This window comes from Candidatus Frankia alpina (assembly GCF_902806485.1).
Taxonomy (GTDB): Bacteria; Actinomycetota; Actinomycetes; order Frankiales; family Frankiaceae; genus Frankia; species Frankia alpina.
The window spans coordinates 1-14156 of the sequence record NZ_CADCWT010000002.1 but is presented as its reverse complement, the minus strand read 5'-3'; the positions used below and the strand labels follow the sequence as shown (position 1 = coordinate 14156).

The 14156-nt window shown below is 73.4% G+C and carries 10 protein-coding genes; 1 reads left to right on the top strand and 9 read right to left on the bottom strand.

Going from position 1 to position 14156, the window contains the following annotated elements; translation table 11 throughout:
- Window positions 1-43: 43 nt before the first annotated feature.
- The gene (gatA, locus tag G6R25_RS00485; RefSeq protein WP_136448966.1) at window positions 44-1576 is read right to left on the bottom strand and encodes an Asp-tRNA(Asn)/Glu-tRNA(Gln) amidotransferase subunit GatA; all 1533 of its coding nucleotides are present in this window, start codon (window positions 1574-1576) and stop codon (window positions 44-46) included.
- Between the two features lie 13 nt (window positions 1577-1589).
- Window positions 1590-1886, bottom strand: coding sequence for an Asp-tRNA(Asn)/Glu-tRNA(Gln) amidotransferase subunit GatC (gene gatC, locus G6R25_RS00480; RefSeq protein WP_136448965.1), 297 nt, complete (start codon window positions 1884-1886; stop codon window positions 1590-1592).
- 330 nt (window positions 1887-2216) lie between these two features.
- Here gatC and G6R25_RS00475 point away from each other — a divergent pair, with 330 nt between their 5' ends.
- Entirely contained in the window at window positions 2217-2933 is a 717-nt protein-coding gene (locus G6R25_RS00475) for an ACT domain-containing protein (RefSeq protein WP_163551225.1), read from the top strand.
- Between the two features lie 33 nt (window positions 2934-2966).
- Here the strand turns inward: G6R25_RS00475 and ligA are convergent, their stop codons facing one another.
- From ligA to icmF, 7 genes are all read right to left on the bottom strand, one after another.
- A complete protein-coding gene (gene ligA / locus G6R25_RS00470; protein WP_163551224.1) occupies window positions 2967-5132 on the bottom strand; it encodes an NAD-dependent DNA ligase LigA in 2166 nt (721 codons plus the stop codon).
- Window positions 5129-6166, bottom strand: coding sequence for a methionine synthase (locus tag G6R25_RS00465; RefSeq protein ID WP_163551223.1), 1038 nt, complete (start codon window positions 6164-6166; stop codon window positions 5129-5131). Before G6R25_RS00465 ends, ligA begins: the two co-directional genes overlap by 4 nt.
- Window positions 6167-6224: 58 nt before the next feature.
- Window positions 6225-7283, bottom strand: a complete 1059-nt coding sequence (gene mnmA / locus G6R25_RS00460; protein WP_163551222.1) for a tRNA 2-thiouridine(34) synthase MnmA — start codon at window positions 7281-7283, stop codon at window positions 6225-6227.
- Between the two features lie 52 nt (window positions 7284-7335).
- Window positions 7336-8526 (bottom strand): cysteine desulfurase family protein, encoded by a 1191-nt coding sequence (locus G6R25_RS00455; protein ID WP_163551221.1) that lies wholly within the window; start codon window positions 8524-8526, stop codon window positions 7336-7338.
- 46 nt (window positions 8527-8572) lie between these two features.
- Window positions 8573-10012: a mycofactocin biosynthesis glycosyltransferase MftF gene (gene mftF, locus G6R25_RS00450; RefSeq protein ID WP_235947023.1), complete on the bottom strand. Its 1440-nt coding sequence runs from the start codon at window positions 10010-10012 to the stop codon at window positions 8573-8575.
- Entirely contained in the window at window positions 10002-10508 is a 507-nt protein-coding gene (locus tag G6R25_RS00445; RefSeq protein ID WP_136447628.1) for a MarR family winged helix-turn-helix transcriptional regulator, read from the bottom strand. The genes mftF and G6R25_RS00445 overlap by 11 nt, the downstream gene beginning before the upstream one ends.
- 185 nt (window positions 10509-10693) lie before the next feature.
- Window positions 10694-13984 carry a fused isobutyryl-CoA mutase/GTPase IcmF gene (gene icmF, locus G6R25_RS00440; protein WP_163551220.1) on the bottom strand — a complete coding sequence of 1097 codons (3291 nt, stop codon included), beginning with the start codon at window positions 13982-13984 and terminating at the stop codon, window positions 10694-10696.
- Window positions 13985-14156: the final 172 nt, after the last annotated feature.

Sequence of the window (14156 nt, the reverse complement as noted above, 5' to 3'; positions counted from 1 at the left end):
CCACCAGGCCCGGTCGCCGATCCGGGCCGTCTCTGCCGGGCGGTCACAGCGCCGGAGCCTCGTCGAGCAGCGCGTGCCCGCGCTGGGCGTCGAGGGCCTCCTCCAGCGCCCCGCCGACCAGGTAGAGCCGGTCGTCGGCAAACGGCGGCGCCATGATCTGGATACCCACCGGCAGCCCGTCCACCAGGCCCGCCGGCAGGCTCATCGCCGGGCCGCCGGCCAGGTTCGAGGGGATGGTGCACAGATCCGACAGGTACATGGCGACGGGGTCGTCCACCTTCGCACCGAGCGGGAACGCCGGGGTCGGGGTGGTGGGTGAGACCAGCACATCGACCCGTTCGAACGCCGCAGCGAAGTCCCGGCTGATCAACGTGCGGACCTTCTGCGCCTGCCCGTAGTAGGCGTCGTAGTAACCCGAGGACAGCGCGTAGGTACCGAGGATGATCCGCCGCTTGACCTCCGGGCCGAAGCCGGCCTCACGGGTGCGGCTCATGACCTCCTCGGCGCCAGCCTGGCCGTCGTCGCCGATCCGCAGCCCGAACCGCATCGCGTCGAAGCGGGCCAGGTTGGACGAGCACTCGCTCGGCGCAATCAGGTAGTAGGCGGGCAGCGCATAGGTGAAGTGCGGGCAGCTCACCTCGACAACCTCGGCGCCGAGCGCGGTCAGCGTCTCGACCGCGGCGGTGAAGGCGGCCTGCACCCCGGGGTCGTAGCCGTCACCGGCGAGCTCCCGCACGACGCCGACCCGCAGGCCGCGGATGTCGCGCCGGCCCGCCGCCTCGACCACGGCCGGCACCGGCACGTCGACGCTGGTGGAGTCGAGCGGGTCGTGGCCGGCGATCGCCGCGTGCAGCAGCGCCGCGTCGGCGACGGTGCGGGCCAGCGGGCCCGCCTGGTCCAGCGAGCTGGAGAAGGCGACCAGGCCGTAGCGGCTCACGCCGCCGTAGGTGGGCTTCACCCCGACCAGCCCGCAGACCGCGGCCGGCTGGCGGATGGAGCCGCCCGTGTCGGTGCCGATCGCCAGCGGGGCCTCGAAGGCCGCGACCGCCGCGGCACTGCCACCGCTGCTGCCGCCCGGGATGCGGGTGGTGTCCCACGGGTTGCGGGTCGGCCCGTAGGCGGAGTTCTCCGTGGAAGAGCCCATGGCGAACTCGTCCATGTTGACCTTACCGAGCAGGACGACGTCCGCCGCCCGCAGCCGGCTGACGACGGTCGCGTCGTACGGCGCGTGCCAGCCCTCGAGGATCCGGCTGCCGCAGGTGGTCGGCATGCCGCGCGCGGTCAGGACGTCCTTGAGCGCCAGTGGCACCCCGGCGAGCGGGCCGAGCCGCTCCCCGGCCGCCCGGCGCTCGTCGACGGAGCGGGCCGCAGCGAGCGCTCCCTCGGCGTCGACGTGCAGGAAGGCATGGATGGTGTGGTCGACCTTGGCGATGCGATCGAGCGCCGCCTGGGTCGCCTCGACGGCGCTCAGCTCGCCCGCGGCGATCGCCGCGGCCGTGGCGGCGGCGGTCAGCTGCACGACGTCGGTCGTGGCGGCTGCGCTGGTCGTGGCGGAAGGTGTCGGGTGGTCCGTCATGCGGGCGGCGACCTCACTCGTCCGGATCAAGGATGCGGGGCACCCGGAAGCGGCCGTCCTCGGTGGCGGGGGCGCCGGCCAGGGCCTCGGCGGCGGTCAGCGACGGGCGGGCGACGTCCGGACGCATGACGTTCGTCAGCGGCACGGCATGGCTGGTCGGCGGGATGTCCGCCGCGGCGACCTCGGCCACCCGGGCGACCGCCGACAGGATCGCCTCGAGCTGCGGTGCCAGCGCGTCCAGCTCGTCGTCGGTCACCGACATCCGCGAGAGTCGGGCGAGATGGGCTACCTCGTCCCGCGTGATCCCCATTGCGTGTAGCCCCTTCGTGGGCGGTGGGCGCGAGGCCCGTGACTGGTCGTGCGTGCCGCGGGCGGCAGCCGGGAGACTCCGGACCGCCCGGAGGCTGGCCACGGGGGAGAGAGCCGGACCGGACGCTTCGCCGCGTCGACGTCATGTCATGGTACGGGCCGGGGCGCGGCCGGCACGGACCTCACCCCGCCGACCTGCCGGCCGAGGGTGTCCCGCGGCGGCGCCGCTCCGCCTCGCCAGCCCCCGCCGGGCGCCTGACCAGGCAAGCGGCGGCGCGCCGCGTCATCTCGGCGTGACCGGTCGGCCATGCCGACGACACGGTTTTTGTGCATGCTCAACTACATGTCGCACCTGCTGCGCGTCGTGTTACCGGACCGCCCGGGCACCCTTGGCGCCGTCGCCACCGCCCTGGGCGCCGCCGGCATCGACATCACCAGCGTCACGGTCGTGGAGCGCACCCCCGCCGGCGCGGTCGACGACCTGCTCGTCATGCTGCCCCCGGGAGGACTCGCGGATCGGGCGATCAGCGCGGTCCAGTCGGTGCCGGGCGTGGTCGTCGAGTCGCTGCGCCCGTTCCTCGCGGACGGCGGCGGCGTCACCAGCGACCTCGACCTCGACCTCGTCGACGCGCTGACCGAGCGGCCCCTCGACGCCGCTGCAACGCTGACGGAGCTGGCCCCGGCCGTGTTCAACCCGGACTGGGCGGTGCTGCTCGAACACGTGGGCGCGCACGACGTGCGCGTGCGGGAGACCTCGGTCGGCGCGCCCACGCTCGGCGGGGACGACCTCGGCGTGCCCGAACGGGTCCGGTTGCCGCTGCCCTGGCTGCCGCTGGACCGGGCGCGACGGATCGGACCGGACGAAGGCACCTTCCCGCCCCGCTGGAAGGCGGTCAGCATGGAGCTCGCCGCGGCACCCGTCGGCGGCGACCGACTGGTCGTCCTCATCGGCCGTCCCGGGGGGCCGGCCTTCCGCGCCTCCGAGCTCGAGCGGCTGGCCCACCTCGCCGGCATCGCGGCAAGCCTGAGCAGGACGGATCACCCCTGACCGGGATGGCCCCCCGCCAGCCCTTGCCCCGGGTCACCGCGGCTGGGCGTCGTCCTGCGCCGCCTGGCGGGCGGAGTCGGTGTCCGGGGTGTCGGCGGGCACGGCCCGCTCGCACGCGGCGTCCGCGCCGCGTGCGAGCAGCACGGCGAACCCGGCCTCGTCCAGCACCGGTACGCCGAGGCTGCGCGCCTTGTCGTACTTGGCCGCCCCCGGATCGGCGCCGACGACGACGAACGCCGTCTTCTTGCTCACCGAACCGGTGACCTTGCCCCCGCGGCCCTGCACCGCCTCGGTCGCCGAGTCCCGGCTCCAGGCGTCGAGCGTCCCCGTGATGACCACCGCGACACCGTCGAGCGGGCGGGGGCCCTCCTCGGCCCCGGCGTCGGCGAGCGAGGCGCCGCCGGCGGCGATGCGGGCGACGATGTCGCGGTGGCGGGCGTCGGCGAACCAGTCCACCACCGCACTTGCGATCTTCGGACCGACGCCCTCAACCGCGGCGAGCTGCTCGGCGGGGGCGGCGGCGATCGCGTCGAGCGAGCGCAGCTCCCGGGCGAGCCCGCGGGCCGCGGTCGGCCCCACATGGCGGATGGACAGGCCGACCAGCAGCCGCCACAGCGGCCGGTGCCGGGCCGCCTCGACGCCGCGCAGGATCTGGTCGATCTTCTTCTGGCCGAAGCCGCGCAGCCCCTCGAACGACTCCGCCGTCAGGTGGAAGATGTCCCCGATGTCGTGGACGCGATCCGCCTCCAGCAGGGCGATCGCCGTCTCGTAGCCGAGTCCGTCGATGTCCAGCGCGCCCCGCGAGGCGATGTGGAAGATCGACTCACGTAGCTGCGCCGGGCAGGAGTAGGTGTTCGGGCAGCGGATGTCCACCTCGCCCTCGGGGCGCACCAGCTCGGTGCCGCACTCGGGGCAGTGGGTGGGCATGACGAAGGCGCGCTCCGTGCCGTCGCGCAGGTCGACGACCGGGCCGACGATCTCCGGGATCACGTCACCGGCCTTGCGAATCACGACCGTGTCGCCGATGAGGACGCCCTTGCGGCCGACCTCGTCGACGTTGTGCAGGGTCGCGAGCCCCACCGTCGACCCCGCGACCAGCACCGGCTCCAGCGCGCCGAACGGCGTGACCCGGCCCGTGCGGCCGACGTTCACCCTGATGTCGCGCAGCTTCGTCGTGACCTCCTCGGGCGGGTACTTGAAGGCCACCGCCCACCGCGGCGCCTTCGACGTCGACCCCAGCCGGCGCTGCAGGGCGAACGCGTCGACCTTGACGACCACCCCGTCGATCTCGTGGGCGACGTCGTGGCGGGCCTGCCCCCAACGGTGGATGTACGCTAGCACGTCGCCCACCGACGCCAGCACCTCGAAGTGGGTCGAGACAGGCAGCCCGAACTCGGCGAGCCGGGTGTAGGCCGCCGACTGGGAGGCGGCGTCGAACCCGCGCTGCGCCCCCAGCCCGTGGATGATCAGATCGAGGGGGCGGGTGGCGGTGACCCGGGGATCCTTCTGGCGCAGCGACCCGGCCGCGGCGTTGCGCGGGTTGGCAAACGGCTTACCGCCCCCGGCCACCAGCGACGCATTGAGCTCGGCGAACTTCTCGGTCGGGAAGAAGACCTCGCCGCGGACCTCCAGCAGCTCCGGCACGCCCGCCCCGCGCAGCCGGGTCGGCACGCTCGCCAGCGTGCGAATGTTGGGGGTGATGTCCTCCCCCGTGCGGCCGTCGCCGCGAGTCGCCGCGCGCACGAGCCGGCCGTCGGAGTAGACGAGGTCCACGGCGAGCCCGTCGATCTTCAGCTCGCACAGCCAGGCGTCGATTTCGGTCTCCCGGGCTGCCCGCGCGGCCCACTGGTGGAACTCGTCGTCGTCGAAGACGTTGTCCAGCGACAGCAGCCGCTCGAGATGCTCGACCGGGGTGAACAGGGTCGAGTACGACCCGGCCACCTTCTGCGTCGGCGAATCCGGCGTGCGCAGATCCGGATGACGCTCCTCGAGCGCGGTCAGCTCGCGCATCAGTCGGTCGTACTCGGCGTCGGCGACGGTCGGCGCGTCCAGCACGTAGTACCGGTAGGCGTGCTCGTCCAGCTCGCGGGCGAGCTCGGCGGCGCTGGCCCGGTCCGCGACGGGGGCTGCGACGCCCGGTTCGACCCCGGCGCCGGCCTCAGCCGCCGCCACGTCGCCGGAGTCCACCGGCGCGCTCATGCCGGTGCGTCGACCAGGGCGCGGCCCGCCCGGCGGCAGTGCCGCAGGACCGCCCTGGCCTCGTCGAAGCCGAATCCCGCAAGGCCGCACGCGGGTGCCACGGCGACCACCTCCCCGAGTTGTTCGGGCCGGAATCCAAGCCGGCTCCACAATGCGGTGACGGGTTCGACGGTACGGCGGACGTCCGACAAGTTCGGGACCCCGCCGCCGGTGGCCACCAGGCCCGCGATGATCCGCACCCCGGCCTCCACCAGCTCGCCGACCGCGTCATCCTGGGCCCAGGTCAGCAGAGCGGCGTCGAGCCCGACGAAGTCCATTCCGGCGCCGCGCAGCGCCGCCAGCGGCACGTCCGGGGCGCAGCAGTGCACGCCGATCCCGGCAACGCCGGTCAGCGCCCGGGTGGCGTCGGCGAGGGCCGCAAGCCGCTGCTCCACCAGGCCCGCCTCGACGGCCGGCAGCACCGAAAAGCCGCTGGGCGTGCGCACCCGGCCGGCCAGCACCGCCGGCAGCGACGGCTCGTCAAGCTGGACGACGAGCCGCGCGCCCGGGACCCGGCGGGAGAGGTCGCCGAGATGCTCGGCCAGGCCCCCGGCGAGCGCCTCGGCGAGGTCGCGGGTCGCCCCGGGGTCGGACAGCGCCTTGTGCCCGCGGGGCAGCTCCAGCTCGGCGGCCAGCGTCCACGGCCCGGCCACGGCGACCTTGAGCGGCCCGGAGTACCCGTCGGCGACGTCGGTCAACGCGTCGAGGTCCCGTCGCAGCAGGTCCCGGGATCTGCGCAGGTCATGGCCCGGCCGGGGCACCAACCGCCAGCCGGCCGGCTGCAGGTCGACGGGCAGGTCGAGCAGGATCGCCCCAGCTCGGCCGACCATCGTGGCGCCGGGCCCGCGGGCCGGCAGCTCCGGCAGCTGCGGCAGGTCCGGCAGCTCGTCGAACACCATCTTCGTGGCCTCGACCGGATCGGTGCCCGGCAGAGATCCCACGCCGGTGGCCGCGCCGGCCGGCCACAGCGACGCGCGGCCGGCCTCAGTGCTCATCGAGACTCATGCCGCCATTGTGGCCGACACCTCCCGGCACCCCGCCCAGCCCGGCCGCTCACCCGGCGGTGGCGAGGATGTGCCCTCCCCCGAGCACCCGGTCGCCATCGTAGAGCACGACGGCCTGACCGGCCGCCGTCCCGCGCACCGGGGCGGCGAGGGTGACGACGAGTTCGTCGCCGCGCGCCTCGGCCTGCGCGGCCACGACCCCGCCGTGCGCCCGGACCTGGGCCTGGCAGGACACCGTGCCCTCGTGCGGCCAGACCGCCCGATCGGCGACCAGCCGGCGGATGTCGAGCTCGTCGGCCGGGCCGACGGTGACCGTCGAGGTCACCGGAGAGATGTCGAGGACGTAGCGGGGGCGGCCGTCCGCCGCCGGCTGGCCCAGGCCCAGCCCGCGGCGCTGACCGACGGTGAAGGCGAAGGTCCCGTCATGCTCGCCGAGCGTCTGCCCGGTCCGGGAGTCGACGATGGGGCCGGGCCGGGAGCCGATCCGCTGCCGCAGCCAACCGCCCGTGTCGCCGCTGGAGATGAAGCAGATGTCGTGGCTGTCCGGCTTGTCGGCGACGGCCAGGCCGCGCTCGGCCGCCTCCCGGCGCACCTGCGCCTTGGTGGAGTCCCCCAGCGGGAAGCTCGCCGCGGCGAGCTGCTCGGGCCGCAGCGTGCCCAGCACGTAGGACTGGTCCTTGGCCGGGTCGACGGAACGGCGCAGCGTGCCGTCCGGGTCGAGACGGGCGTGGTGGCCGGTGACCACGGCGTCGAAGCCGAAGGCGAGCGCCCGGTCCAGCACTGCAGCGAACTTGATCCGTTCGTTGCAGCGCACGCACGGATTGGGGGTACGTCCCGCCGCGTAGGACTCCACGAACTGCTCGATGACCTCGGTCTCGAACCGCTCGGCGAGGTCCCACACGTAGAACGGGATGCCCAGCACATCCGCGGCGCGCCGCGCGTCGCGGGCGTCCTCCAGCGTGCAGCAGCCGCGGGCGCCGGTCCGGCCCGAGTCGGGCGATCGGGACAGGGCCAGATGGACGCCGGTGACGTCGTGCCCGGCGTCGACCGCCCGCGCGGCGGCGACGGCGGAGTCGACCCCACCGGACATGGCGGCGAGCACCCTCATCAGACCTGCACCTCCCAAAACCCCTCCGGCGGCCCCACGCCTCTGGCGCGGATCAGGCACCGGTCATCCCTGCGAGCGCACCCGCGCGGCTCGCCCGCTCCACCACCGGCCCGATCGCCTCGACAAGCGCATCCACGTCGGCCGCGCACGACGTGTGGCCCAGCGAGAAGCGCAGCGACCCTCGAGCATGCTCCTCGCTGGCCCCCATCGCCAGCAACACGTGCGAGGGCCGGGCTACTCCCGCCGAGCAGGCCGAACCGGTCGAACATTCGATGCCGCGCGCGTCGAGCAGCATCAGCAGCGAGTCGCCCTCGCAGCCGGGGAACGTCAGATGGGTGTTGCCGGGCAGCCGCTGCGAGCCGCTCAGCCCGGCACCGTTGAGCACCGCGCCGGGCACCTTCTCCTGGACCCGGCGGACGAGTCTGTCGCGCAGCGCGGCCAACCGGACGCTCTCACGCGGCGCCTGGGCGCAGGCGATCGACGCGGCGGCCGCGAACGCCGCGACCCCGGCGGTATTCAGCGTCCCGGAGCGGATGTCGCGTTCCTGGCCGCCGCCATGGGTCAACGGCTCCAGCGCGAGGCCGCGGCGCACGACCAGCGCGCCGACCCCGACCGGCCCGCCGATCTTGTGGGCACTGACGATGATGGCGTCGGGCCCGTCCTCGCCGACCGTGACGGGGATCTGGCCGAACGCCTGCACCGCGTCGGTGTGGAACGGCACCCCGTGCCGGTGCGCGACGGCGGCCAGCTCGGCGACCGGCTCGACCGTGCCGACCTCGCTGTTCGCCCACATCACCGAGACCAGGGCCACCGCGGCGGGATCGCGCTCGATGGCGGCGGCGAGGGCGTCCGGGTGGACCGTGCCGGCGGCGTCGACGTCGAGCAGCTCCACCTCGGCGCCCTGCTCGGCACCCAGCCACTGCACGGTATCCAGCACCGCCCGGTGCTCCACCGCGCTGACCAGCACGCGGCGCCGCGCGGGCTCGACCCGCCGCCGCGCCCAGTACAGGCCCTTGAGCGCGAGGTTGTCACCCTCCGTGCCGCCGCCGGTGAACACCACGTCGGACGGCCGGACACCCAGCACACTGGCCAGCGTCTCGCGCGACTCCTCGACGATGCGCCGCGCCCGGCGGCCGCTGGCATGCAACGACGAGGCATTGCCGGTGTCGGCGAGTACCGCGGCATACGCAGCGAGCGCTTCCGGTCGCATCGGCGTCGTCGCCGCGTGGTCGAGGTAAGTCACACGCTAGAGGGTAGCCGCGCGAAGCCGGGGGGCGTCGCCGCGCCGATCACACCGCCTGGCCGGCGGCGTCGCAGGCTGGCCGGCAACGTCGGGACCAGCGGCTCGAAGTTGCTCTGCAGCAGGCAGCCGGACCAGACGCCGGTGCAGTAGGCGGCGTCGTCAGCGACGAGCAGGAGCAGGTATGGCGCCAGACCGACCGCCGGGCGCGCCACCCACCAGTCGTGCACCAGCGGCAGCGCCGCCGCGGCCAGGACCAGGTGGCCGGGCGCAGGGGCAGCCAGGTGCGCCGTGATGTCTCGGCGGCAGCGAGCAGGGCGTGACGACGCCCACGCACCGTCAGGGCCAGCGCGGCGCGGCCGGGACGGTCGGTGCGGCCCAGCCGGCGGGCGAGGCGCGCGGTGCTCAGCGCCACCGAGCCCGCGGCCAGGGCGCCGACCACGACCGCGCCGGCGCGGTCCCGGCGGGTGGCCAGCAGGCCCACCGCCGCCACCACACTCGCCACCCCGCGGGCCGGTCGCAGCAGTCCGGGATGGCGCCGGGCGAGCTGCGCCGACGACGAACCGTAGCCGTGGCGCTGGTACGCCCAAGCCCGCCAGGACGGCCGGGGATCGTGGTGCACCACCGCCGCCGGCTCGTAGCGGACGCTGTGGCCGGCGCCGACGAGCCGCCACACCAGGTCGACGTCCTCACCGAAGCGCAGCGCCGGGTCGAACTCGGCGTACGCCCGTCGGATGACCAGCGCCGCCGACGGAACGTACGACACCCGGCTCCCGGGACGCACCGCCGCCGGCCATGGCCCGAGATCGAGCGGGGAGCGGCCCGCCTCGTAACGCTCCCGCAGACCGCCGCGCGACCCCGGCCGCAGCGGGGAGGCGACCCGCGGCGCCACGGCGACGACCGCCGGGTCCCCCAGGTGAGCCACGAGGCGGTCGAGCCAGCCGGCGGTGGGCCGCACGTCGCAGTCACAGAAGACGATCACCTCGGTGCGAGCGGCCCGCGCGCCGCTGATCCGAGCCGCGGCGGGGCCCCGGGACCGGTCATGCCGAATCACTCGGGCCCCGGACGCGGTGGCCTCGGCCGAGGTGGCATCCCGGGAGCCGTCGTCGACGACCTCGGCGCACTGCCCGCGCAGCGCGTCGACCAGCGCGCCGACACGCCCGGCGCCGTCCCGGACCGGGATGACCGCGGTGACCGCATTCACCGGCGTCGCCTGGCAGGGCGGCAGCGGATGGACGAGCCCGGCGTCGACGAACCGACGCGCCAGCAGCCCCGCTCCGGGTCCGGCCGCGCCGACCGTGGCGCCCCCGCGCAGCGCCGCGAACACCCGCGCGCCCGGAGCGGACAGCGCCATCAGCCGCAGCGGCGACCCGCCGAGCAACACGATCCCACCGGCGCCCGCCGCGGCGGGCGCCAGGATCATGAGGCCGGGGTCGCAGTGCACCCGGAACGCGGCCGGCAGCGGGGCCGCCACCGGCTCAGAAGTCACCGGCCGCCCGACGCAGGTCGGTGAGCACGTCGATGAGCGTCCGCACGCCCCCGTCCCCCAGACCGGGGTCGGCGAAGACGGTGTCGTTGAGCTTCTCCGTCGCGGCGAGCGCCGTCGCCCGCCCCTCCTCGGTGATCTCGGCGAGGATCGCCCGGCGATCGGTGGGGTGCGGGGTGCGGCGTACCTGGCCACGCGCCTCCAGCCGGTCGACCGCGCTGGTGATGCTGGTCGGATGGACCTGAAGCCGGCTGCCGATCTTGTTCAGCGGGAGGGCGCCCCGGCGGGAGAACAGCAGCAGCATGAGCAGCTCGTACCGGGCGAAGGTCAGATCGAGCGGGCGCAGGACCTCGTCGACCCGGGCGAGCATGATCTGCTGGGCACGCATCAGCGATGTGACCGCCGCCATCCCGTCCGCCACCGCACCCCAACCGTGCGCGGACCAGTGCCGATGGGCCTCCGCAATGGGATCGGTGGGCAGTGGTTTGGGGGTGGCCACGGCTTGGATGCTCCTGCGCTTCAGGGGAAGGTCCGCACCCGACCTGCAGGCCGGGGACCGCCCCGATGACGGCCAGCGTCCATTGCACCCCAGGACGCCACGCGCTGGCAAAGATTCATGCGTACGCGATGATTACGGGTCGCCACGTTGAGCCCACCCTGCGGCGCCACCCGGTCGCGGGAATTTTAGACATTGCGCCGATACTGACCGCCGACATCGAAGAACGCCTGGGTGATCTGACCGAGCGAGCAGACCCGGACCGCCTTCATCAACACCGCAAAAATGTTTCCGGTACCGGCCGCGACTGCGCGCAGCTCGGCCAGCGCGGCCTCGGCCTCGGCGGCGTGCCGGCGCTGGAAGTCGGTCAGTCGGGTGAGCTGGGAACGCTTCTCGTCCTCGGTGGCTCGGGCCAGCTCCAGAGGGCCGGCGGCGGCGTCCGCGGTGCCGGCGGCGCGCTGCGGGGCGAGGAAGGTGTTGACCCCCACGATCGGCAGGGTGCCGTCATGCTTACGGCGCTCGTAGAGCATCGACTCGTCCTGGATCCGGCCTCGCTGATAACCGGTCTCCATCGCGCCCAGCACGCCGCCGCGGTCGCTGATCCGCGCGAACTCGGCGAGCACGGCTTCCTCGACCAGATCGGTCAGTTCATCAACGATGAAAGACCCCTGCAAGGGATTCTCGTTGGCGGCGAGTCCCCATTCCTGATCAATGATCATCTGTATGGCGAGAGCGCGGCGCACCGAGCCCTCGGTGGGCGTGGTGACGGCCTCGTCGTAGGCATTGGTGTGCAGGCTGTTGCAGTTGTCGTAGATCGCGCACAGCGCCTGGAGGGTGGTACGGACGTCGTTGAACGCCATTTCCTGGGCGTGCAGTGACCGACCAGAGGTCTGCACGTGGTATTTGAGTAGCTGCGAGCGGGGGGCGGCGCCGTAGCGCTCGCGCATCGCCACCGCCCAGATCCGCCGCGCCACCCGACCGATGACCGTGTACTCCGCGTCCATCCCGTTGGAGAAGAAGAACGACAGGTTCGGTGCAAAGTCGTCGATCCGCATTCCCCGGGCGAGATATGCCTCGACGTAGGTGAAACCATTGGCCAGCGTGAAGGCGAGCTGCGTGATGGGGTTCGCGCCGGCCTCGGCGATGTGATACCCGGAGATCGAGACGGAGTAGAAGTTGCGCACGTTCTGCTCGATGAACCATTCCTGCACGTCGGCCATCGCCCGCAGGGCGAACTCGGTGGAGAAGATGCAGGTGTTCTGCCCCTGGTCCTCCTTGAGGATGTCGGCCTGCACCGTGCCCCGCACGGTGGCGAGCGCGTCGGCGGTGACCTGAGCGGCTTCGTCGTCGCTCGGCTCGCGGCCGTGTTCGGCGGGGAACGCCGCCAGCCGCTGGTCGATCGCGGTGGTCAGGAACATCGCGAGAATGGCGGGCGCCGGACCGTTGATCGTCATGGAGACACTGGTCGCCGGGTCACCGAGGTCGAACCCGTCGAAGAGGACCGACATGTCGTCGAGGGTGGCGATCGACACCCCCGAGGTGCCGACCTTGCCATAGACGTCCGGCCGGGGAGCCGGGTCGCGACCGTACAGGGTGACCGAGTCGAAGGCCGTGGACAGCCGGGTCGCAGGCGACCCGGCGGACAGCAGGTGGAAGCGCCGGTTCGTCCGGAACGCGTCGCCCTCCCCGGCGAACATCCGCGCCGGTGCCTCCCCGGCGCGCTTGAAGGGAAACACCCCCGCGGTGAACGGGAAATATCCTGGCAGGTTCTCCCGACGCAGGAACCGCAGCAGTCGGGCGTCGTCGTCGATGGCCGGCACCGCGACGCGGGAAACCTGGCTGCCGGCGAGGGTCGTACGTCGCAGCGGCGTGCTGATCTCGGTGCCGCGCACCGTGTACGACAGCTGCTCCCCCTGCCGCTCGGCCACGATCGCCGGCCACCGCGCCAACAGCTCCTTCGCCCACGGCGCCAGGGCCGCGTCGGCCTCGTCGCGCAGGGCGGTCAGGGCCGTCGATTCCGCGGTCGGTTCCGCGGCTGCGGCGACCAACGCGTCGAACGCGGTGGTCAGATGCTCGCGGCGGCGCACCAGCTGCGCCTGCCGTTCCGTCTCGGCGTGGTAATCGCGGACAGTCTCGGCGATCTCGGCCAGGTAGCGCGACCGGGACGGGGGGACGATCGTGGTCAGCCCGGTGGAGACGCGTACCTCGACGGCTGGCAGGGCACCGGGCCGAACCGGCAGGCCACCCTCCCGCAGCAGCCCGAGCAGGTACTGGTAAAGGGCGGTGACGCCGTCGTCCTGGAAACGCGCGGCGGAGGTGCCGAAGACCGGCATGTCCGCCCAGGAGCGATCGAAGGCCTCCCGGTTGCGCACGAGCTGGCGGGCGACGTCACGCCGGGCGTCCTCGGCACCGCGGCGTTCGGACTTGTTCACCGCGACCACGTCGGCGAAGTCAAGCATGTCGATCTTCTCGAGCTGCGAGGCCGCGCCGTACTCCGGCGTCATCACGTACAGGGAGACGTCACAGAAGGGCACGATCGCCGCGTCGCCCTGCCCGATCCCGGGTGTCTCCACGATGATCAGGTCGTACCCGGCCGCCTGGCAGGCCGCTATCGCCCCCGGCACCGAGGGCGGAACCTCGCTGCCCGCCGACCGGGTGGCCAGGGACCGGAAGAAAATCCGCCCGAAGCTGGCGTCCCCCAGGGCGTTCATCCGGATCCGGTCACCGAGCAGCGCCCCGCCACCGCGCCGCCGGCTCGGGTCGACGGCGAGCACGGCGATGCGCAGCGCGTCGCCCTGGTCGAGCCGGAAGCGGCACAGCAGCTCGTCGGTCAGCGAGGACTTCCCGGAGCCCCCGGTGCCGGTGATGCCGAGCACCGGCACCGGCGGCCGCCGACCGGCCTCCTCCCGCAGTGCTGCGGCAAGCTCGTCGTCCCGACCGGCCTCGAGCACGGTGATCGCCCGAGCGAGCGCGCCCTGCTCGCCGGCGATCACCTCCTCCAGCTTCGGACCGTCCACGGCGAGATCGACGTCGCAGGCCGACACGATCATATTGATCATGCGAGCCAGGCCCATCGCCTGGCCGTCCTGCGGGGAGAAGATCCGGGCGACGCCGCGGGACCGCAGCAGTTCGATCTCCGCGGGCACGATCACTCCGCCGCCCCCGCCGTAGACCCGGATGTCACCCGCGCCCAGTTCCCGCAGCCGCTCGACCAGATAGCTGAAGTACTCGACATGCCCGCCCTGGTAGGAGGACAGGGCGATGCCCTGAGCGTCCTCCTGGATCGCCGCCGTCGCCACCTCCTCGACGCTGCGGGCGTGGCCGAGATGGATGACCTCAGCCCCTTGGGCCTGAAGCAGCCGCCGCATGATGTTGATCGCGGCGTCGTGCCCATCGAACAGCGCGGCCGCCGTGACAATGCGCACCGGGTAGACAGGGACGTGGAGACCTGCCGTCTCCTGCTGGGCGTCGGATGGCATCGGAGCGGCTCCCGGGAGGACGGACGGGCCTGCATGCCCGCAGAGTTAGGTCCTTCTGGCTTCCGATAGTAGGACGTCCATGCGAATGGTGCCACCCGTGCCACTGCTGCCCGGGGGGGCTGGAGGTGGGACGACCGTCGAGCTGCAGAAATACCCCAACGCACAAAACAAG

Coding starts and splice junctions, on each gene's coding strand:
- gatA (WP_136448966.1), bottom strand. CDS start 1,576: ATGACGGACCACCCGACACCTTCCGCCACGACCAGCGCAGCCGCCACG.
- gatC (WP_136448965.1), bottom strand. CDS start 1,886: ATGGGGATCACGCGGGACGAGGTAGCCCATCTCGCCCGACTCTCGCGG.
- G6R25_RS00475 (WP_163551225.1), top strand. CDS start 2,217: ATGCTCAACTACATGTCGCACCTGCTGCGCGTCGTGTTACCGGACCGC.
- ligA (WP_163551224.1), bottom strand. CDS start 5,132: ATGAGCGCGCCGGTGGACTCCGGCGACGTGGCGGCGGCTGAGGCCGGC.
- G6R25_RS00465 (WP_163551223.1), bottom strand. CDS start 6,166: ATGAGCACTGAGGCCGGCCGCGCGTCGCTGTGGCCGGCCGGCGCGGCC.
- mnmA (WP_163551222.1), bottom strand. CDS start 7,283: ATGAGGGTGCTCGCCGCCATGTCCGGTGGGGTCGACTCCGCCGTCGCC.
- icmF (WP_163551220.1), bottom strand. CDS start 13,984: ATGCCATCCGACGCCCAGCAGGAGACGGCAGGTCTCCACGTCCCTGTC.